Source organism: Luteitalea sp. (assembly GCF_022842525.1).
Classification (GTDB): domain Bacteria; phylum Acidobacteriota; class Vicinamibacteria; order Vicinamibacterales; family Vicinamibacteraceae; genus Luteitalea.
The window spans coordinates 1-18,926 of sequence record NZ_JALHPM010000009.1 but is presented as its reverse complement, the minus strand read 5'-3'; the positions used below and the strand labels follow the sequence as shown (position 1 = coordinate 18,926).

Sequence of the window (18,926 nt, the reverse complement as noted above, 5' to 3'; positions counted from 1 at the left end):
TGATCTCCCTCGTTGTCGGCGCGCGGCCGCGGCATCACGCCATCGTGCCACGCGGCAGTCTGGTGCGCCCGATGACCGTCAGCAGCGCCGCGAGCGCCGTCATCGCCGTCGGCACCGGAAAGAAGTACAGGGCACTGAGCATCGCGAAGCCCGCGAGTGCGACGGCGGTGATCAGCAACAGGCGGTCGGTGGCACGTCCCCCTGGCGCCGTGGCGAGCACGAAGAGCTGCGCCGCGCAGACCAGCAGGAGCAGCGCCGTGCAGAGGTTGTTGCCGTCCAGGATCTGCATGTAGCTGCGGGCGGGTCCCACCGGCATCGGGACCATGGTGCTCTTCATGGTGGCGATCGCAGCGTGCATCGCGACCTGATCGACAGGCACCGCCATGAAGGTGCCGGCCAGGTGGGCCATCCCCGTGACGAGCGCGAGCACGGCGGCGATGCGAACGAGAAGGGATCGGCTCATGGGCGGACTCCGGGCAGAAGATCATCCAGTTCGGCCGCGACGCGCAGCCAGCAGGTCATCGACGGCTTCCGCGAGCGATACAACACCCGTCGCGCAGTCGTGTCGATGCTCGTTCACTCGATCGGCGACCCCGCCGCACGCCAGACCAGCCTCGTGCGCCGCTCCTCGAGATGGCGCCGCGCGGCGATGTCGGTGGTCAGCGAGATCGCGCGCGCGAACGCCTGGGCGGCCTCGTCGACGGCACCGGCGTCTGCCAGCAGGTGCGCGCGTGTCGCCCAGGCCGGCTGGAACCGCTGCACGGCATCCCCGGCAATCGCCTCGAGCGCCGCCAGACCCGCCTCGGGCCCCTCGACCCTGCCGACAGCCGCCGCGTGCGCGACGCGGGCGCCGAGTGTCGGCGCCACGAGGATCAGCGCGGCATGGAGCGTGCGCAGGGCCTGCCAGTCCGTGCGGCCGGAGTAGGCGCGGGCGCAGTGTACCGACTGTATGGCCGCCTCGATCTGGAAGCGTCCAGCACGCCCACAGGCATGCGCCCGGCGCAGGTACTGCTCGCCCTCCGCGATCAGGGCGGCGTCCCAGCGCGACGGCTCCTGCTCGTCGAGAGGGACGAACGTGCCGGCCACCTCCCGGGCATCGCGCCGTGCGAGCGAGAGCGAGATGAGCGCGGCCAGTCCCAGCACCTCGGGCTCGTCCGGCAGCAGGGTGGCGAGCAGGACGGCGAGGTCGTGCGACTCGTGGCCGATCGACCCACGCGGCTCGGCGCCGGCCACCAGGCCGAGGTCGATCGCGTACGCGCCGTAGATCGCCTCGAGCACGGAACGCAGGCGCTGCGGCATCTGCGCCCTCCCGGGGACGACAAACGGGATGCGCGCATCACGGATGCGGCGCTTGGCGCGCACGAGTCGCTGCGCGACGGTCGCGGCCGGCAGCGCGAAGGCGCGGGCGATCTGGCTGGCATCGAGGCCCATCACCGTCTGCAGCATCAGCGGCGTACGGACGGCCGGGTCGATCGCCGGATGTGCGCAGGCGAAGAGGAGCGCCAACCGCTGATCGGGAATGGCCGACGGGTCCTCGTCCGTCGGCAGGATCGAGGGTTCCGAGCCTGTCAGGACCTCGAGCGGCACCGACAACCGGTGTGCGGCCGAGCGACGGGCGTCGCGTCCCCGGTTGCGGGCCACGGTGACCAGCCACCCTTCCGGGTTGGCCGGGACGCCCGAGCGCGGCCACGTGATCAGGGCCTGTGCGAAGGCCTCGGCGAGGCAGTCCTCGGCGGCTTCGATGTCGCGATCACGCGCCGCCAGAATCGCGAGCAGCCGCCCGTAGGCGGTGCGTGCCACGGCCTCGGCACGCACCACCGCCGCCTCCGGTCGAGGCGCGACGTCGCCGCCTGGCTCGGTCACGTGGCGCTGACCCACGTGCCTTGCTCGAAGCGGACGGCGGACGGGCGGATCTCCACCGTCCCCCACTGGGCCGCCGGACATCGCTCGGCCCATGCCAGGGCCGCATCGAGGTCCGGGACGTCCACCATGAAGATGCCGGCAAAGGCCTCCCGGGTATCGGCGAACGGCCCGTCCTGCACCTGCAGCGCGCCCTGCCTGACCGACACGCTCGTGGCGCTCGCGACGGTCTGCAGCACTTCGGCCGAACGAAGGACACCAGCCTGGTCGAGGGCGGTGGCGTAGGCATGGAACGCGGCCATGCCGGCGCGAATCTCCTCCTCCGACAGCGTCGAGACGGTGGGTTGCGGGTAGTGGATGAGCAGGGCGTATCGCATGGTCGAGTCTTCCTCTTGCGGTCGAGGTGCACGGTCACGGGTGCGCTCGGCGAGCGGGCCCACCCGGGGGACACCTTCATGACGAAACACGCCGCCCGCGATCGACAGAGGCCGCGACGTCCTGCGCCACGGCCGCGATGGTGCCGAGCCACAGCCCGAACCCCAACCACGGGCCCGCGCCGTACCCGACGAGCGGCGCCGGCGTCAGGCCGGCCATCGCGCACGCGAACAGCACCGCGTAGTACGCCGCCACGGCCCCCTGCGCGGGGTCCAGCCGGCCCAGTCGCCACGTCAGCGTGCCGACGAACACCAGCGTGGCCAGCAGGACGCACACGCCGGCCAGCATCGAGTGCTGCCACGCGACCGCGACCACCAGTTCGACGTGGCCGACGGGCTGCAACGGATCGCCCTGGGCATGTGCCAGGACCACCGCGACGACGAACGGGACCATCGTCGCCACACGGCGCCACCACGGCGTGACGTCGAGCGCGAGGATCACCAGCGCGCCCGCCGAGAGCGCGAGCACCTGCGACAGGTCCGGCTGGGCCGCGAGTACCAACGCCACCGCCCAGAGGGCCGCCGCAGCACCGGTGTGCAACCGCGCGTCGCGGCGCATGCGCCACGCCACCAGCGACAGCAGCGCCGGGAGGCACACCGGCGCGACATACAGCGAGACGGGCCCGACGACGACCCAGCGCTCTGGACTCTGCGCCGAGCCGAGCAGTGGCAGCGCGCACAGCAGCAGCGTGGCACCGGCCGCCACCAACACGCCGCGGCGCGAGGGGCGGCGCGCGAGCACACCGCCGCCCGTGGCGAGCGCCAGCGCCATCACGATGGAGGCGCCCTGGACCAGCCACGTCCCTCGACCCACATCGGAGATCGAAAGGACGAACAGGCCCGCGACGAGTGCGGGTACGGCCCCGAGCAGCAGGGGCGCGGTCAACCCGCGAGATACAGGCCGTCGTCGGCCGGGCCGCGCCCCGCGCATGCATCCTCCCAGTCCCGCATCGCCTTCGGCACGCTGACATGTGCCCGCATCGCGCCCGTGGTCGCGTCGCCAGCGAAGAGCATGAAGGCGTTCACACGTGGCGCTGCCATCGGGCAAGCCCATACTCGGCTGTTCCCGCACCATGAGGCCCCGTCGCTGCACGGGCCGGCGATCCCACTCGAGGAGAGACGATGAGCAAGTACCTGGTGAAGGTCAAGTACAACGCGGACGGCGTCAGGGGCCTGCAGAAGGAAGGCGGGTCTGCGCGGGTGGCCGCCATCACGCCGGGCGCCTGATCCGCGCCGCCGAGCATCGCGCCAGGTTGGATGCATCGCTCTTCCATACCGGCGTGCCGCGCACGCCGCACGTCACGGCGACGGGAGACGGCAGCGCAAGCGCAGCAGGCTGCCCCCGCCACCGAAAGGCCCGGCCTCGCTCGAGAGGTAGAGGGTGTCGCCGCGCATGGCGACGCCCTCGCCCTGGGACTCGCGGACGTCATCGAGCGGGATGGTCAGGGAGGGCCGCATCTGGCCGGCGAGGATGTCGCTCGCACGGTGGAGGGACGCGACCCGCGCCGTACGCGCCACCACGGTGCGTCCGTCGGTGGAGGCCTCCGCGTCGGTGACACGTTCGAGCCCGAGGTCGCCGAGGCGGCGCACCGTGACCGCGCCGCCGCCGGCCGGCAGCGGGCCGGTCCGGTAGACGGTGCCTGTGCGGTCCTTCGTGACGACGAACGCCTCGTCGCCGAGAACGAAGAGGCCCTCGGCGTTGTGGGGGCCGTCCGGATAGGTGAGCGTGAACGTCTCGGGCGCGTCCGCGGTGCTGCTCCCGGGCGCGGGTTCGGGCAGGCGGTGCAGGAACACTTGTGGACGGCCCTGGCCGTTGTCGCCGATGTCGGCCACGTAGAGGCAGTCACCCGCGGGACACGGCCCGGCCGAGACGTCTTCCCAGTCACGCGTCGCCACGGGCACGCGCACACGGCCCACCTGCCGCCCGGTGTCGTCGATCGCGAACAGGTCCGTCTCGTGGCCCGAGTCGTTGTGCGTCCACAGCACCGGCTGCCGGCGCCCGATGGCGAGCCCGCTCGTCTCCGGCACATCGGGCAGCGAGGTCGGCCCACCCGCGATCACGCACGGCCCGGCGCTGGTCCGAGGCGCCCACATCCTCGCGGCGAACGCGACGAAGGCCGTCGCGCCCGTGAGCAGCGCCAGCACCGCAAGGCCTCGCCGACGCGCTGCGCGCCCCCTGATCTCCATGCCGCTGACGGTAGCACCGGCCGCGCGATGACCCTCCCGTCCGACTTCGCGCCATGCCAATGCCCTCGAAGCGGTGATGGAACTCGAACAGCCGCATGCCGATGCCGCAGTGAGCCCGACACATGTGTCGGGTGGCGGGGGAGGTGCAGGAGCGCCACCCGTCGGCGGCCGCCCAGCCCAACCGAGGACCTCGACGCGCGTCGTCGTCGAGACCGTACGCCCGCACGTCACGCCACGGTGACCCTAGCGCCGGTTCTCGTACCACTTCACGTTTGCCGTGGCCGTGCCGACGCAGACCACGTCGAGGCGCGCGTCGCCATTGAGGTCGGCGACGGCGCACCCCGCGGCGCCCATGCCGCCCTCGTCGAGGACCTGTCGCGTCCACTGGCCGTCGCGGCCGCTCGTCAGGCGATACAGGTAGACGCTGCGCTTCCCCTTCCGCTCGCCGACGAGCATCTCGTCCCGACCGTCGCCGTCGAAGTCGCCCGTGACCATCGTGTGGCCGTCCGTGATCGACTCGTCCACGACCGTTCGCGTCCAGGCGCCATCACGCCGCCGATAGACCACCGCCTTGCTGCCGTGCCACGGCTCGATCGTGCCGATCACGTCCTCGTCGCCAACACGACCCACGACGACTTCGCTCGCGCCGCTCTTCGGCCATGGGCCCGGATCGCCGTCGGCGATTGTCGTGCGCGTCCATCGGGCGTTCTCGAATCGTCGCGCGTGGATGCCAAGGAAGCCCGCCGTCAGGATCGACTCCCTGCCGTCGCCGTTCCAGGCGGCCGCCAGGATGCCGTGCACGACGCCCTGCTCGTCGTCGTCGATCACCTCGCGCGTCCACGCGCCGGGGCGGTACAGCACGAGCGGCACACGGCCCCGGTACTCGGGCGCGGTTGCGCCAGGGCCGATGAGTGGCGCGTTCACCAGCACCGTGTTTCCGGTCCCGTCGATGTCCGCGAACCGCAGGCGGTGCGACGTCGGCAGGCGGTCGATCTCTCGAGCCGACCACGGCGCGCGGGGATCGCCGGCGTGCGTCAGGATCGAGACGATGCCGGGACTCTGCGCGTACTCCATCGCAAACCCGTGTGCGAGCGCAATCTCGGGGATGCCATCGCGGTCCACATCGAAGGCCGCCACGTTGATCGCATCCCGGATGCCGGCCACCAGCACATGCGGCGTCCAGCTCGGGTTCTCATACCAGAGGAGCCGATCGCTGTCGCTGTCGACGACGATGACGTCCGGCTTCGAGTCGCGGTTGAGGTCGGCCACGAGGACCTGATAGCCCGCCGACAGGCTGGTCGCGATGGTGTGCGCGGTGAAGCGAGGCGCCGCGGGCTGGGCCGTCGCCATCACGGTGAGGGCGAGGGCCGCGGTGAAGGCGAGCAGGGTCGCAATCCGGTTGGTGGGCATTGGAGTGGGCGTGGTGGTGCGACGGTACAGCGGAGACCCGAAGGCTGGCCAGCACGTCCGTGCCGCGCGTCGCGCTCGCACTGGCGTCACACGAGGCGCAGGTCGGGGATGTCGCGAAAGTCCGCGGGATTGAGCGTCCAGATCGCCGCATCGGCGACGAGGGCGCAGGCGGCCACGGCGATGGCGATCTCGCGCCCGCGTGCCCGCGGCACCTTCTTGTACAAGCGCGAGGCCACCGTGGCTTCAGCGACACCGAAGGTCACGGCGGCCTCGCCTGGAAACAGCTCCTCCTGCGCAGCCAGTTCGACGCGTGTGCGAGGGCCGCGAAGCCACTCGTACAGGACGATCGTCGAGAGCATCAGCCGGTGGCCGTCCCGGGTCAGATCGACGAGCGCGTCGAGCGACCGCCGCGGCCCGGTCAGTGCATCCACGAGCGCCGAGGTGTCGACGTGGACGATCATGCGGCGCCATGACGGCGCCCGCCGGCGCGGCGCGCGGATCGGACGGACTCGATTTCCTGGTCCACCTCACTGGCCGGGCGGGTGGCTTTCGCCACGCGCAGACGCTCGAGGACTCCCAGCGCATGCAGGCGTTCCCGGTCGCTGAGTCGGCCTGCGCGCTCCGCGTACTCCGCGACCGCCTCGCGCACGACGTGGCTTTGAGCCTTGCCGAGGCGCGCGGCGGTCTGCCGGATGCGCGCCACCGTCGCCTCGTCCAGTGAATACGTCACGCGTACCATAACGTTGCAATAATACCATAACCATGTCGCACCGATGTGGGCGGCACCGCATGGCCGCCTGATGGCGCGAGGCGACCGCTCAGTCGCGAGCCGCGGCGAACATGGCCTCGATGTTTTCAGGCGGCACACCCGCCTGGATGTTGTGCACCGGCGCGAAGACGTAACCGCCACCGGGAGCGAACACCTCCACGTGGCGACGCACGTCCGCGGCCACGTCCTCGGGCGTGCCGTACGGCAGGGTCTTCTGGCAGTCGAGCGAGCCGCCCCAGAAGACCAGCTGGTGGCCGAACTGCGCCTTCAGCACCACCGGATCCATGTCCGCGGCGCTGGTCTGCACGGGGTTGAGGATGTCCACGCCCATCTCGATGAGCGTGGGGATCATCGGAAGGATCGCGCCGTCGGTGTGCAGCATCACCTTCATGGCGGTGTTGCGGTGGATCCACTCGATGCCGCGCTGGTAGTGAGGCATCATCAGCTCGCGGAACATGCGCACCGACAGGAACAGCGACTCCTGCGTGCCGAGGTCGTCGCAGATCTGCAGCACCTGCACGCGGTCGCCTGTCGCGTCGACGAAGCGCTGCAGGTTGATCAGCCAGGCATCGGTCAGCGTCTCGTAGAGCGCGTGCACGTAGTCGGGCTCGGTCGCGAGCGTGATCATCCACGCCTCGAAGTCGCCGGTGCCCAGTCCATAGAACAGCTCGTACGGCGGCCCGAGCGGCGCCACGATGGCCAGGTCGGTGTTCTCGAACAGGGCCCGCGACTGCGCCTCGTACGACGCCAGGTGGTCGGAGGCGAGCAGGGGTGCCTCGTACGACGCGAGATCGACGTGCGCGGCGCCCGGATACGTCTCGAGGCGATCGAAGTAGAACCCGTCCCTCGGCATCCTCGCGATGGGCTCGCCGCCGCGCAGGATCGCGAGGCTGCCGTCGGCCTCGACCACCGGCTCGAAATCTCCTGGCACGTCCACGTCCGTGCCGTCGAACATCCGCCACGCTTTCCAGCGTTCGTTGCGGATGCCGAACGCCACATCCGGCCGGTAGAGCCCCGCGACATCAGCGCCGACGCGCGCCTGCACGGACTGCTCGACCTCGGCCAGCATCTGGAACAGGTCGAAGACCCGCGTGCGCGTGTCGATGCCGAGCCTCTCCTTGAGCGCGTGGTACGCCGACGCCGCGATGCCCGACTGTCGGGTGCCCCCGAGGTCGATGGGCAGTCGGTCGGGCTGCCCGTGGCGCAACGCGCACAGAATCCGTTCGCGCGAGGTCACGATCCAATCTCCCGGGCGAGCGCGCGGATGAACTCCGGGGTCGTCCCGCAGCAGCCCCCGATGAAGCGCGCGCCCGCGTCCACCACTGCCCGTGACGCCGACGCGAACTGCGCTGGCGATGTGGCGTAGACCGCTTCGCCGTCCACCAGGGTCGGCACGCCCGCGTTGGCCTTGATCCAGACGGGGCGATCGGTGGCGTTGACCAAGCGACGACAGATGCCCACGTAGCCCTCGATGCCCTGGCCGCAGTTGGCGCCAATCACGTCGGCGCCGGCCGCCTCGAGCGCACGAGCGGCGTCCTCGGGCGTGGTGCCCATCATCGTGCGGTCCTGGTCGGCGCCCGAGTCGAACACCATGCAGGCCACCACCGGCAGGCCCGTCGCCTTCGCGGCGACCACCGCGATGCGGGCCTCGTCGAGGTCGGCCATGGTCTCGACCACCAGCGCGTCGGCGCCTGCTGCTGCCAGGGCCCGCGCCTGCTCGTCGAACGCCGTCATGAGCTCCTCCTCGGTTACCGTTCCGGCGAGTAGCAGACGACCGCTCGGCCCGATCGATGCGAACACCAGCGCGCGACCGCCAGTAGCCCGCCTGGAGATCTCGACGCCCGCGCGGTTGATCGCCTCCACGGAGTCGGTCACGCCATGGTCGGCGAGTGCCAGGCGGTTGGCCCGGAACGTGTTGGTCAGGACGATGCGGCTCCCGGCCTCGACGTACGCGCGCGGCACCTGCTCCACGAGATCGGGATGCGACAGGTTCCACGTGTCGGGGCACGTGCCCGGTGGCAGGCCACGCGCCTGCAGCTGGGTGCCCCACGCGCCGTCGGTGATCACGACGCCCGCCGCGCGCAGGCAGGGCGCGGTCTCCGACCTCGCCGTCAACGAGGAGAGCAGGGTGATGAGCGGCTGCGAGAGCGGAGACACAGGAGGCTCCTTGGTTCACCCGCGAGCGGAGCGGGCGTACGGCGTGAGCGCGTGCACGTGCTCACGCCGTCATTATCGGCCAGGTTGGACAGCAGGCACGGGCGGATCGCCTCGCCCGCGACGTCATGGCGCGCCTGAACGCCGAGGGCGTGCCGACCATCCTCCAGGTCGCTGTGCGCGAGTATCTAGGTCTCCCAACGGCTGACTTGTCTGAGGCAGAAAATGGGCGTCTTCTCTGAACGCTCCAGGATCGTCGCCTTCATCCGCTTCTCAGAAGCGGTCCGGTTCGTGCAAAAGAAGAAACGATCCACAACTGTTTCTCGTCGAGACGACCGCTTGCGCTTCTCCAATCGTGCGTCGAAGCGCAAATGGATCGTCAGAGAGCTTGGCGTGAAGGGCACTATTCTCGTGGCCTCGATTCTTTCCCTGGGAATGCCCGCTGAGGCCGTGCCGATTTACGGCACGATTGAATTCAGCGAGTGGCCGCGGAAGCATCATCGTCGCGCCGGCGCAGCCGGGTTCGAACGAGACAAGAATCGACTTCGCGCCGCGGTACGCCCACGCCTACATCGAAGGCGAAGGTGCCGATCGGTCCACCTGGATTGTGCTGACCGCAAAGGAGCCGCCGCTCAAGGCCTGGCTGAGCAGCGAAAATCGCGCTGCCGCCCGGCAGCAGTGGTGCAAAAGGGAGAAGGCGGCGTTCGTCGCCGTCAAGATCGACGCACAGCAGGAGATTGATCTCCATTTCCTGTGTCCCCCGGGCGCCGCCATGTCGAACACTGAAATGGTGAGTACGACCAACGGCTCGAAGAGCGTCGATGTCCAGTTCACTCAGAACGACGCCACACGTCTCAAGGGTCGGCTCCGCGTGTCGGCCGCGGATGGGTAGGTCGTGCCATCATGTCGCCACGTGTCTGCTTGCGGGAAGCCAACCACCACTCACGCAACGGGAGGAAGTCACGATGCCAACGGCGATCATCTTTCACGAAGTCGAGGACGGCGCGGTCTGGGCCAGCGCCTGGAAGAAGGGCTCAGGAAGCCGACACGAGATGTTCGGCAAGCTGGGAATCACATGCCGTACCTTCATCGACCCCGAGAACCCGGATGTGACCGGCGTGATGGCGGACATTCCCGACATGGCGAAGTTTCACGAACTGCTTCAGTCCGACGAGGGCCAGAACGCGATGCGAGAGGACGGTCTGAAGGTCGAGACGATGCGAATGTTGGTCGAGTTCACGCCGTAGCCGTGCCAAGGGGGGGAGGACGGGGCAGGGTCTGACGGTGACTCCATACCCCCGATGACGGAGTGTCGTCGAATCCCTCCCGCACGGTGAGGCGGGCCTGTTCGCGCAACTGTGGTGCGCGCCTTGGCCCCGTGGCTGCTGTGCCGAACGGGCCGAAGCCGACATCACGCGCAAGGCGCCGCCATGTGAGGGCGTTGGCTCCGCCGTTCAGAAGCGGGTCGACTGTGCGTACCTGGTGAGCGCCTGCACGTTCTCCGGCGGCGTGCCTCGCGGCACCTCGCACCCGGCGCCCACGATGTAGCGGTCGCCCGCCGCAGCATGACACGCGGCGATCGCGGCGGTGACCGACTCGGGCGTGCCGTCGCGCAGCACACGCACAGGGTCGATGTTGCCGAGCAGCACCTGGCGCGGTCCCATCGCCTGCCGCGCCTCGTCCAGCGGCGCGGGGTAGTCGAGATCGACGATGTCGGCGCCCAGCGTGCCCATGGACGTCAGCAGCGGCCGCGTGTTGCCGCAGATGTGCAGGCGGACACGCGCGCCCATCTCGTGCACGCCATCGACCAGTCGCTTCTCATACGGCAGGACGAACGCGTCGTACAGGTGCGGGCCCACCAGCGACGCGGCGGCATCCCCGATGCCGATCAGGTCCGCACCCGCCTCGATCTGCGCACGGGCAAAGCGCAGTTCCATGTCGATGACCCACGCGAACAGCTCGTGCACGAACCCGGGGTCGTCGTAGAAGTCGAGCATCAGGGTGTTGATGCCGCGCAGGTCCGCGCCCTGCGCGCACGGCCCCTCGATCCATCCCTCGACCAGACGTTCTGCGCCCGCGCGCTCACGCAGGAGCGCCGCCGCTTGCACGCGATCGGTCATGCGTCCGCCGGCCTGCGGGTCCGGCCGCGCGAGCCGGCGCAGCCGGCTCTTGTCGGCGAGCAGCGCGTCCACTTCGTCCAGCGCGGGCGGCTGGTCATCGAACCACACGACCTTCGCGCCGCAGTCGGCCGCCTCTCGCGCCGGGTCGGAGATGCACGAGACGTAGTCGAAGTCGTACTGCGCCGCCGTGCGGCACTGGGCGTCGGCCAGCACCCGGTGATCGAGCGCATAACGACCGTACGGAACACCCGCCGTGTCGGCCGCGAACATCATCGTGATCGGCATCAGCGGGAGGTGGTCGATCGGCTGACCATCGAGCAGCGCCAGGACCCGCTCGCGACCGTTCATGACGGCGAACCCTGCAGCCCCAGCAACTGGCGGGCGAGGTCGACGGCGCTCGCCGCGTCGGGCGCATAGCCGTCCGCGCCGATCTCCCGGGCGTACTGCAGCGTGACGGGCGCGCCTCCGATGACGATCCTCGGGGCCGCGACCCCGGCCTGCCGCAGTGTCTCGACGGTGCGGCGAATCGCCGGCATGGTGGTCGTGAGCAGCGCCGACAGGCCGACCAGGTGGGGCTCGTGCTGTCGCGCGGCATCGAGGAACCTCTGTGGCGAGACGTTGGCCCCGAGGTCGATCACCTCGATGTTCGCGCTGCGCCACATCATGGCGACGAGGTTCTTGCCGATGTCGTGCAGGTCTCCCTCGACGGTGCCGATGATCGCCCTGGCGACGGGCCGGATGCCGGCCTGCACCAGCAGCGGCTCGAGCAGCGCAATCGATTCCTTCATCGCGCGCGCCGCGATCAGCATCTCCGGCACGAAGACCTCGTGCGCCTGGAACCGCCTGCCGACCACACCCATGGCGCCCACCATGGCGTCGAGGATCTCTTGCGGCGCCTGCCCGGCGTCGATGGCCGCCTGGGTCAGCGACCGGGCGGAGTCGCGGTCGCCTCGTTCGACGGCCGCACCAAGTTGCGCAAGATCGATCATGGGAGGATTCTAGACCCCGAGCGTTGCCATGGATCCGATTGTCCGGGTTGCCGTCGTGCTCTGCCGCGTCCTCGAGGACGAGATCGCGCATCTTGCGCACGACGCGCCACAGGTGGTGCACCTCGAACACCTTCCCCAGGGGCTGCATGACGATCCACCACGCCTGCGCGTCGAGGTGCAGGCAGCCATCGACAGGGTCGAGGCCAACACGCCGGCCGACGTGATCGTGCTCGGCTACGGCCTGTGCAGCCGCGGCACCGAGGGGCTCCGGACGTCACGCTGCCGGCTCGTGATGCCCCGCGCCCACGACTGCATCACGCTGCTGCTGGGATCGAAGCAACGCTACGCGCAGTACGTCTCGGAGCATCCGGGCACCTACTGGTACTCACCCGGCTGGAACCGCCATCATCTGCCGCCGGGCCCTGAACGCCACGCACGGCTCCTGGCCGACTATCGCGCGCGGTTCGGCGACGACAACGCGCAGTACCTGATGGAGACCGAGCAGCACTGGTTCCACACCTACGATCGGGCGACGTGGGTCGATCTGGGCCTCACGGCTACGGACGGAGACGTCGCGTACAGCTGCCGCTGCGCCAACTGGCTCGGCTGGCACTTCGACCAGCAGAAGGGGAGCCCCGATTTGCTGCGCGCCCTTGTCACCGGGCCGTGGGATGCGGAACGGTTCCTCGTGCTCGAGCCCGGCCAGGTGGCCCGCATGACCGACGATGCGCGCATCGTCGAAGCCGAGACACCTGAGGCGACGCGCACGCCATGACGGGTGACATGGTGTTGCGCGTGCGCACGCACGCGGGAGAGCAGACGTTCCGGCTCGCGCCTGATGCCGCCGGACGCACGGTCGCCGACGTGCTCCGCCGCGCCGGCGTGCCACTCAACACGCGCTGCGGCGAACGCGGGTTGTGCCAGGGCTGCGACGTCGCGTTGATTGCCGGCCATCTGTCGAGCGATGCTGGACCCCTGCAGGATTGGGCCGACGCGACGCGACACCTGCTGCAGGGCTGTCTGCACCGGCTCGTGGCCGGCACCGACGTCACGATCGAGATCCCCGCAAGGTCGCTGCTGACGCACGCGCCGCAGGTCGTGACGTCGTTTCGACTCGACGTGCCCTGGGCGAGCCAGCCGGTGTGGCAGCGCACCGCGGCCGATTGCGCCTGGAGCTACCGGGGCGAGGACTGGACCCGTGACGCCCTCGTCGCCGTGCCGGCGCTTGGCGCGGCCATCGACGTCGGGACCACGACCGTCGCCGTCGTGATCGCGAACATCGAGACGGGCGAGGTGCTCGGCCAGGCCTCGGCCCTCAACGCCCAGGCGCGACTCGGTGACAACGTCCTCACCCGCATCAATCTCTGCATGACCGGCGCGGAGCACGTTGGCCACCTGCAGCGCCTCCTCGTCGAGGAGACCCTGGCGCCACTGCTTGCCGAGGCACTCGCGTCGGCCGGGCAGGGGGCCGGGCACCTGGCAGCGATCGCGGTGGCAGGCAATACCACCATGCTGCACCTGCTGGCCGGGGTCGACCCCGGCCCGATCGGCGTGGCGCCCTTCGACGCGGCGTTTCTCGAGTACCGTCGCCTGTCGGCCTCCGACATCGGACTGTCCGCGGTCAGCCTGCCGTCAATGGTCGGCGCCCTGCGCGCCGACCTGCCCCTGCACCTGTTGCCCGGGGCTGCGGCCTACGTCGGCGCAGACGTGGTGGCCGGCACGCTGACCACGGGCGTGGCCTATCGCCAGGCGCCATGCCTGCTTCTGGATCTCGGGACTAACGGCGAGATCGTTCTCCAGCACGAGGGCCGTCTGTGGGGCTGCTCGACGGCGGCGGGTCCCGCGTTCGAGGGCGCGGGACTCGTGTGCGGCGTGCGCGCCGGCGATGGCGCCGTGTCGCACCTGTGGTTCGACGAGGACCCGCGGCGCATGCGCACCGAAGTCATTGGCCACGGCAGGCCGCTCGGCCTGTGCGGCACGGCGTACCTCGACTTCGTGGCACGCGGGCGCCGGGCCGGTGTGCTGAGCCCGACGGGGCGCATCCTTGTCGATCCCGGTCGCCACGATACCTGGCGCGATCCGTTCCACGGACGCGTCATCCTGGTCGCAGAGGGGGCAGGGCGGCGTCCGCTCTTCGTGAGCGAGGCCGACGTGGCGACGATCCTGCAGGCCAAGGCCGCCATCGCCGCCGGCATCACCTGCCTCCTCCGCAAGGCCGGTCTGTCGGCAGGCGATGTCGCGGTCCTGGTCGCGGGCGGGTTCGGGTTCCACATGCACCCCGACAGCCTGATCGGCTGCGGGCTGCTTCCGGGCTTCGAGGTCGACCAGATCGCGCTGGTCGGCAACTCGTCGCTCGCAGGCGCCTACGCGTCGCTGCTCGACAGCAGCTTTCTCGACGAACTGCGCCGCCTGGCCACGCGTATCGAGATCGTCGAACTCAACCTCGAACCCGACTTCGAGTCGATCTACATCGACGAGCTGGTGGCGCCTTGACGGGCGCGGCTACCGCACGGGTCGCGTAGCCGGCATGTCGTCGTCGTCGTCTCCGGTGTCGGGCATGCGTGACACCGGCCGATGCTCCACGAGGGCCATCTCGGCGTCGAGTGGCGGGGCGTGCAGGCGCATCGAGAAGTACAGCGCCAGCGCGAGCACCAGCAGCACCGTGACGAGGAACACGAGCAGGAGGTGCCAGCCAAGGGACCGGACGGGCCCGATCAACTCGGACTCTGCCTGCGAGACCGCGACGAGCCACGCCAGGTTGGGGAAGCTCCGACTCAACTGGCTCCGCGCGACGCCCACCACGTACGGAGCGCCGCCGGCACCGACGGCGCTGAAGTGCATCCCGTCCTCCCGCACCCCGCCGATCGCTGACAGCCTGGTCAACCCGTCGGCGAGCTCCTGCGCGGCGAAGAACTTCGCCGCGGGGTCGTTCGAGGCGCGGCTGAACACCACCGATCCGTTCTCGCGCACCAGCGTCGCCATGCCCGTATCGCCGAGCTGCAAGCCGGCCACCGGCGCGAGGAGTTCGCGCGCGTCGAACACGACGCGCACCACGCCCACCAACTGGTTGCTGGCCGTGTCGGTCACGGGCGCCGACACCTGCATCACCGAGACGCCCTCGGTGGCGTCCCAGCGCAGCTGCGTCACGAACACACGCCCGACGACCCCGTCGTCGACGGTCGCCTTCCACCAGTCCTCGCCCGACGCATCGCGCGACGCCGAGGCGCGCGAGGCCGCCACGAGTTGTCCGCTCCGGTTGGTGACGATGACCTCGCGATAGACCTGGTCGTGTGCCACCAGATCGGCGAGATAGCGCGAGGCACTGTTGGTGGCGAGCCGGGCCGCGTCAGCCGCCGGGGCCGCCTGCACGGCCTCGCGGATGTCGCGTGTGCGCCCGAGCATCGACACGTCGAGCACCTTGCGATAGACGTAGGCATCGAGGCCGGCCGCGGTCTGCTCCGCGACGTTGGCGAGGTGCGATCCGAAGCTATCCCGGAGCGTACCTTGGGCGATGAGGAGGACCAACAGCACGCCAGCGGCCAGAGCCGGCAGGCTGACGAGCAGGAAGACCGACAAGACGGTCGAGTTGATCCGGGGAAAATGGGTACGCATGGGACGACCCCCTTTCCGGTGCGGCCAGGCCGCATCTGCAAATGTCAGTCCCCACCATGCGTCCGTCTGGCTCAGGTGTCAAGGACCATCATTGCCGGCCGAAGTACTTCTTCACGATCCAGGCGGGCTGCCACTGGTCGGTCTCGCGGGGCATGCCGGTCAGGTCGATCGGCGGCGGCTGTCGATTCGTGGTCGGAACGGGCACGGTGTCGCCGAGCCGCGACTGCCACGTCCGCATCAGCGTCTGCAGGCGCGCCACCTCGCCGGCGTGCTCCGGCCGCTCCAAGAGATTGGTGATCTCGTGCGGGTCCGCGCGCAGGTCGAACAGCTGCAGGTGGCCGAGGGAGGGGTAGGCGATCAGTTTCCATCGGTCGTCGCGCACCGCCCGCTGCGTCTTCATGTAGACGGTGAACAGCGAGTCGCGCGTGCGGTCGGCGCGGCCCTCCAGCACCGGTCGCAGCGACGTGCCATCGAGCCCAGCGGGCGCCGGCACGCCGGCGAGATCGGCAAGGGTCGGAAACAGGTCGTGCAGGTACGAGAAGGCGTGCGTGGCGCGCCCCGCTGGCACGCCGGGGCCGGCGATGATCAGCGGCACGTGCGTGCTGTGCTCGAAGACGCTCTGCTTGCCGAGCAGGCCGTGGCTGCCGATGGCCAGCCCGTTGTCGGCCGCGAAGACGACGATGGTGTCCTTCGCATGGCCAGACGCCGCGAGGGTATCGAGCACACGCCGGATCTGGCCGTCCATGTGGGTGACCATGCCGTAGTACTCGGCGATCTGATCCCGCACCATCGCCTCGGTGCGCGGCCAGGCGCCCAGGTTCTCGTCGCGCCCGCCCTTCATCGCGCCGTTGTCGAACGGCAACTGCGGCAGGAAGTTGGGCGGCAGCGGCGGCAGCCGGTCGTAGTAGGCCTGCCGGAACTCGGGCGGCGGCTGCCGCGGGTCGTGCGGCGCGGTGAAGGCGACATAGGCGAAGAAGGGGGCCGCCCCCGTGTGCGCCTTCAGGAAGTCGATGGCCGAGTTCGCGAACAGCTCGCTCGAGAACGTCGTCTCGATGCGGCGCGGCGTCAGCGTGCCATCGGGGCCGAGGTCCTTCACGGGCACCTTCGTGTGGTCCGACATGCCGCCGAACATGATCGTGCGTCCGCGCTGGAAGGCACGCAGCCACGACGCCTCGCCGTTGTGCCACTTGCCGGTCCCGAACGTCACGTATCCCTGCGCTCCGAGCACCTCCGGCAGCAGCGGGGCGTTGGCCAGCGTCGACGTGTCGACGTGGAACAGCGTGCGGCCGCTCATCAGCATGGCGCGGCTGGCCACGCACACCGCGCCGCTGTCGCCGCCGAAGACGTAGGCGTTGCGGAAGCTGACACCGCGCTTCGCCAGGTCGTCGAGCGTGGGCGTGCGGATGTGGGGGTTGCCGTGCGCGGCAATCGTGTCCGCGCGCATGTCGTCGGCAAACAGGAAGAGGATGTTCGGGCGCCGCGCCGGCTGCGCCGAGGACATCGGGCGGCTGACGGCGGCCACTCCCAGTCCCGTCAGTGTCAGCGCGAGTACCAGGCCGGTGGCCCATCGCATCGGCGGGGTCATGCGCCGCAGTCTACCCGACGCGAGTGGGCAGGTGACGCGCGTCCTGGCGTCTCTCCCGGCGATTCAGGACGGAACGTCGCACCTGGGGTCGGGTAGGGCTGTCCCAGCCGGCCGTCACCTGAGGGCGGCAAGGAAGGGGCGGACATGACGCGTGGAAAGAAGACGACCGGGCGAGAGTACCTGCGCATCGGCGTCGGGATATCCGACGACCAGCAAGAGGAAGGGACGCTCGTTGGCCGGGCGGCCGAGGATATCGTTGAGAAACCCCATCGGGCTCGGGGTGTGCGTGAGGGTGGCCAGGCCTGCGTGATGCAACGCGGTGATCAGCACGCCGGTCGCAATCCCGACCGCCGCTCGGCGCGGTTCCCGTGGCGCGCACACAGTCCTCGATCACCCCGCGGTCGACGCCACGCTCGGAGAAGTGGCGCACGGACCGTCGTCGCCGCACGTCGGCGAGAAACGCCGCAGCACGCTGCCGCATCTGCTCGGGCGGGTACTGATCCAGGTCGACAGCGGCGCGGAGGTCGGCGTGGTCATGCGTCAACTCGCGTCAGCGGGCGTCGTACTCGAACTCTGCGGCGCAGCCGCCCCAGACCACGATCTGCGAGTTGCTCCACATCCAGTTGCGGTAGGCCTCGCAGCGCTCCCGGCCGAACTCGCGGATGATGCGGACATTGCCGCGGATGCTGGCGCGGCACTCCTGGCGCGCCAGGCCACGGCCGCCGCAGCGCAGCGACTCGGTCGGCTCGGTGGCAATCTCCCCCGACGGCGTCCACGACCCGCGCGCGACCTCGAAACGGGCCGAGACGATGCGTCCGCCGCGCGGGTCGAAGGCGCAGGTGAAGGTGACCGGAGTCGGCTGGACGTGCCTCGGATCGAGACGGAACTCCCCGCGCCCCGACACATCGAGGTAGCCACCGCGCGCCGTGACGTCGGCCAGTTCCGGCAGTTCGATCTCGACGCGCGCCAGGCGCCGGTAGCCGCGCGACTGCGCGTCGAGCAGGACCTGCTCGCCAATCGCCATGCGGCACTCCTCGACCGCGGCCTGGCGCTCGGGCGGCAGCGCCCCGGCGGGCGACGCCGTCTCCAGCCCGTGGATCTCTCGCGTGACGCGCTGCCGCTTCGTGTCGTAGCGACACTGGAAGACGAGGATCTGCCAGTCGAACCCTTTGGCGTACGTCGCCCGCCCCCGGCCCTGGATGTCCACGGTGTCGCCCCGACGAACGAACTCGGCGTCGGCCGGGGCGATCTCCACGGTCGCGACCGGGGCGCTGACCCCGCGTCTGCGCACGTCCTCTTCGAGCCCCTCCTCGATCCGATCGATACACGCGGCCAGCAGGCGGCCGTCCTTGACGAGATCCCAGGGCGCCCGCGCCACATCGTCGCCATTGGCGTCGATGGCGGCGTAGGTCACCGCGCGGACGACGCTGGTCGCGCGATCGATCCGGCATTCGTACCTGACGGGGAAGGGCGGCACATCGGTCGTCGGGCGATAGTCCTCGACGCCGGTCAGGATCGCGTCGGCCCCCTCGTCGCGTCGACTGGCTTTCGAGGCCGTGAACTCCACGGCGATGGCGCCGGGGTTCAGACCCGCCGCTGTCGCCTCGTCGAACGCCCGTTTCCACAGCGCGCCGCGACATTCGAGCGCCAGCGCGTGGGTGTCGGGTTCGTCCTGCGGCTGGGAGGCGGGGGCGGGCAGCGACGTGCCGGCGAGCAGCGCGAGCGCGGCGCAGGCGACCAGGACGAGCCGGGCACAGGTCGTGAGCATGGGGTATGGCCCCAATTGTATCCATCACACCTGCACAC

The 18,926-nt window shown here is 70.2% G+C and carries 20 protein-coding genes and 1 pseudogene; 4 read left to right on the top strand and 17 right to left on the bottom strand.

The window, feature by feature from the left end:
• Window positions 1-34 precede the first annotated feature (34 nt).
• The 11 genes from Q0C41_RS03465 to Q0C41_RS03415 all read right to left on the bottom strand — a co-directional run bounded on the left by Q0C41_RS03465 (window position 35) and on the right by Q0C41_RS03415 (window position 8,817).
• Window positions 35-463 carry a hypothetical protein gene (locus Q0C41_RS03465; protein ID WP_291981059.1) on the bottom strand — a complete coding sequence of 143 codons (429 nt, stop codon included), beginning with the start codon at window positions 461-463 and terminating at the stop codon, window positions 35-37.
• Between the two features lie 113 nt (window positions 464-576).
• Entirely contained in the window at window positions 577-1,863 is a 1,287-nt protein-coding gene (locus Q0C41_RS03460; protein WP_291981058.1) for a DUF6596 domain-containing protein, read from the bottom strand.
• Window positions 1,860-2,237 (bottom strand): YciI family protein, encoded by a 378-nt coding sequence (locus tag Q0C41_RS03455; RefSeq protein ID WP_291981057.1) that lies wholly within the window; start codon window positions 2,235-2,237, stop codon window positions 1,860-1,862. Before Q0C41_RS03455 ends, Q0C41_RS03460 begins: the two co-directional genes overlap by 4 nt.
• A 76-nt stretch (window positions 2,238-2,313) precedes the next feature.
• The gene (locus Q0C41_RS03450) at window positions 2,314-3,180 is read right to left on the bottom strand and encodes a hypothetical protein (protein WP_291981056.1); all 867 of its coding nucleotides are present in this window, start codon (window positions 3,178-3,180) and stop codon (window positions 2,314-2,316) included.
• Window positions 3,177-3,335, bottom strand: coding sequence for a hypothetical protein (locus Q0C41_RS03445; RefSeq protein WP_291981055.1), 159 nt, complete (start codon window positions 3,333-3,335; stop codon window positions 3,177-3,179). Before Q0C41_RS03445 ends, Q0C41_RS03450 begins: the two co-directional genes overlap by 4 nt.
• Before the next feature lie 258 nt (window positions 3,336-3,593).
• A complete protein-coding gene (locus Q0C41_RS03440) occupies window positions 3,594-4,481 on the bottom strand; it encodes a hypothetical protein (protein WP_291981054.1) in 888 nt (295 codons plus the stop codon).
• Window positions 4,482-4,724: 243 nt separating this feature from the next.
• Complete coding sequence (locus Q0C41_RS03435) at window positions 4,725-5,891, bottom strand: VCBS repeat-containing protein (protein ID WP_291981053.1); 1,167 nt, start codon at window positions 5,889-5,891, stop codon at window positions 4,725-4,727.
• Window positions 5,892-5,977: 86 nt separating this feature from the next.
• Window positions 5,978-6,352: a PIN domain-containing protein gene (locus tag Q0C41_RS03430; RefSeq protein WP_291981052.1), complete on the bottom strand. Its 375-nt coding sequence runs from the start codon at window positions 6,350-6,352 to the stop codon at window positions 5,978-5,980.
• Complete coding sequence (locus Q0C41_RS03425) at window positions 6,349-6,621, bottom strand: ribbon-helix-helix protein, CopG family (RefSeq protein ID WP_291981051.1); 273 nt, start codon at window positions 6,619-6,621, stop codon at window positions 6,349-6,351. Before Q0C41_RS03425 ends, Q0C41_RS03430 begins: the two co-directional genes overlap by 4 nt.
• 88 nt (window positions 6,622-6,709) lie before the next feature.
• On the bottom strand, window positions 6,710-7,897 hold the full coding sequence (locus Q0C41_RS03420; RefSeq protein ID WP_291981050.1) for a uroporphyrinogen decarboxylase family protein: 1,188 nt from the start codon (window positions 7,895-7,897) through the stop codon (window positions 6,710-6,712).
• Complete coding sequence (locus Q0C41_RS03415; RefSeq protein WP_291981049.1) at window positions 7,894-8,817, bottom strand: homocysteine S-methyltransferase family protein; 924 nt, start codon at window positions 8,815-8,817, stop codon at window positions 7,894-7,896. Before Q0C41_RS03415 ends, Q0C41_RS03420 begins: the two co-directional genes overlap by 4 nt.
• Before the next feature lie 466 nt (window positions 8,818-9,283).
• Between Q0C41_RS03415 and Q0C41_RS03410 the strand changes: the two genes are divergently transcribed.
• The gene (locus Q0C41_RS03410; protein WP_291981048.1) at window positions 9,284-9,706 is read left to right on the top strand and encodes a hypothetical protein; all 423 of its coding nucleotides are present in this window, start codon (window positions 9,284-9,286) and stop codon (window positions 9,704-9,706) included.
• 73 nt (window positions 9,707-9,779) lie between these two features.
• Complete coding sequence (locus tag Q0C41_RS03405; protein ID WP_291981047.1) at window positions 9,780-10,061, top strand: hypothetical protein; 282 nt, start codon at window positions 9,780-9,782, stop codon at window positions 10,059-10,061.
• 207 nt (window positions 10,062-10,268) lie between these two features.
• On the opposite strand, the gene Q0C41_RS03400 is transcribed toward Q0C41_RS03405, so the two are convergent.
• On the bottom strand, window positions 10,269-11,282 hold the full coding sequence (locus tag Q0C41_RS03400; RefSeq protein ID WP_291981046.1) for a uroporphyrinogen decarboxylase family protein: 1,014 nt from the start codon (window positions 11,280-11,282) through the stop codon (window positions 10,269-10,271).
• On the bottom strand, window positions 11,279-11,923 hold the full coding sequence (locus Q0C41_RS03395; protein ID WP_291981045.1) for a corrinoid protein: 645 nt from the start codon (window positions 11,921-11,923) through the stop codon (window positions 11,279-11,281). The genes Q0C41_RS03400 and Q0C41_RS03395 overlap by 4 nt, the downstream gene beginning before the upstream one ends.
• 28 nt (window positions 11,924-11,951) lie before the next feature.
• Between Q0C41_RS03395 and Q0C41_RS03390 the strand changes: the two genes are divergently transcribed.
• Both Q0C41_RS03390 and Q0C41_RS03385 read left to right on the top strand, forming a co-directional pair.
• Window positions 11,952-12,698, top strand: a complete 747-nt coding sequence (locus tag Q0C41_RS03390; protein ID WP_291981044.1) for a DUF1638 domain-containing protein — start codon at window positions 11,952-11,954, stop codon at window positions 12,696-12,698.
• Window positions 12,695-14,416: an ASKHA domain-containing protein gene (locus tag Q0C41_RS03385; RefSeq protein ID WP_291981043.1), complete on the top strand. Its 1,722-nt coding sequence runs from the start codon at window positions 12,695-12,697 to the stop codon at window positions 14,414-14,416. Before Q0C41_RS03390 ends, Q0C41_RS03385 begins: the two co-directional genes overlap by 4 nt.
• Before the next feature lie 9 nt (window positions 14,417-14,425).
• Here Q0C41_RS03385 and Q0C41_RS03380 read toward each other — a convergent pair whose 3' ends face one another.
• The 4 genes and pseudogenes from Q0C41_RS03380 to Q0C41_RS03365 all read right to left on the bottom strand — a co-directional run bounded on the left by Q0C41_RS03380 (window position 14,426) and on the right by Q0C41_RS03365 (window position 18,888).
• On the bottom strand, window positions 14,426-15,535 hold the full coding sequence (locus tag Q0C41_RS03380; RefSeq protein ID WP_291981042.1) for a cache domain-containing protein: 1,110 nt from the start codon (window positions 15,533-15,535) through the stop codon (window positions 14,426-14,428).
• Window positions 15,536-15,623: 88 nt separating this feature from the next.
• Window positions 15,624-17,120, bottom strand: a complete 1,497-nt coding sequence (locus Q0C41_RS03375) for a sulfatase-like hydrolase/transferase (RefSeq protein WP_291981041.1) — start codon at window positions 17,118-17,120, stop codon at window positions 15,624-15,626.
• Window positions 17,121-17,234: 114 nt separating this feature from the next.
• Window positions 17,235-17,601, bottom strand: a pseudogene (locus Q0C41_RS31335) (nitroreductase family protein).
• A gap of 69 nt (window positions 17,602-17,670) precedes the next feature.
• A complete protein-coding gene (locus tag Q0C41_RS03365) occupies window positions 17,671-18,888 on the bottom strand; it encodes a DUF3011 domain-containing protein (RefSeq protein ID WP_291981039.1) in 1,218 nt (405 codons plus the stop codon).
• Window positions 18,889-18,926: the final 38 nt, after the last annotated feature.

Bases quoted from the DNA above. Each gene is read 5' to 3' on its own strand.
- Q0C41_RS03440 (WP_291981054.1), bottom strand. From the start codon at position 4,481: ATGGAGATCAGGGGGCGCGCAGCGCGTCGGCGAGGCCTTGCGGTGCTG.
- Q0C41_RS03380 (WP_291981042.1), bottom strand. From the start codon at position 15,535: ATGCGTACCCATTTTCCCCGGATCAACTCGACCGTCTTGTCGGTCTTC.
- Q0C41_RS03390 (WP_291981044.1), top strand. From the start codon at position 11,952: ATGGATCCGATTGTCCGGGTTGCCGTCGTGCTCTGCCGCGTCCTCGAG.
- Q0C41_RS03365 (WP_291981039.1), bottom strand. From the start codon at position 18,888: ATGCTCACGACCTGTGCCCGGCTCGTCCTGGTCGCCTGCGCCGCGCTC.
- Q0C41_RS03430 (WP_291981052.1), bottom strand. From the start codon at position 6,352: ATGATCGTCCACGTCGACACCTCGGCGCTCGTGGATGCACTGACCGGG.
- Q0C41_RS03445 (WP_291981055.1), bottom strand. From the start codon at position 3,335: ATGGCAGCGCCACGTGTGAACGCCTTCATGCTCTTCGCTGGCGACGCG.
- Q0C41_RS03395 (WP_291981045.1), bottom strand. From the start codon at position 11,923: ATGATCGATCTTGCGCAACTTGGTGCGGCCGTCGAACGAGGCGACCGC.
- Q0C41_RS03455 (WP_291981057.1), bottom strand. From the start codon at position 2,237: ATGCGATACGCCCTGCTCATCCACTACCCGCAACCCACCGTCTCGACG.
- Q0C41_RS03375 (WP_291981041.1), bottom strand. From the start codon at position 17,120: ATGACCCCGCCGATGCGATGGGCCACCGGCCTGGTACTCGCGCTGACA.
- Q0C41_RS03400 (WP_291981046.1), bottom strand. From the start codon at position 11,282: ATGAACGGTCGCGAGCGGGTCCTGGCGCTGCTCGATGGTCAGCCGATC.
- Q0C41_RS03435 (WP_291981053.1), bottom strand. From the start codon at position 5,891: ATGCCCACCAACCGGATTGCGACCCTGCTCGCCTTCACCGCGGCCCTC.
- Q0C41_RS03385 (WP_291981043.1), top strand. From the start codon at position 12,695: ATGACGGGTGACATGGTGTTGCGCGTGCGCACGCACGCGGGAGAGCAG.
- Q0C41_RS03465 (WP_291981059.1), bottom strand. From the start codon at position 463: ATGAGCCGATCCCTTCTCGTTCGCATCGCCGCCGTGCTCGCGCTCGTC.
- Q0C41_RS03405 (WP_291981047.1), top strand. From the start codon at position 9,780: ATGCCAACGGCGATCATCTTTCACGAAGTCGAGGACGGCGCGGTCTGG.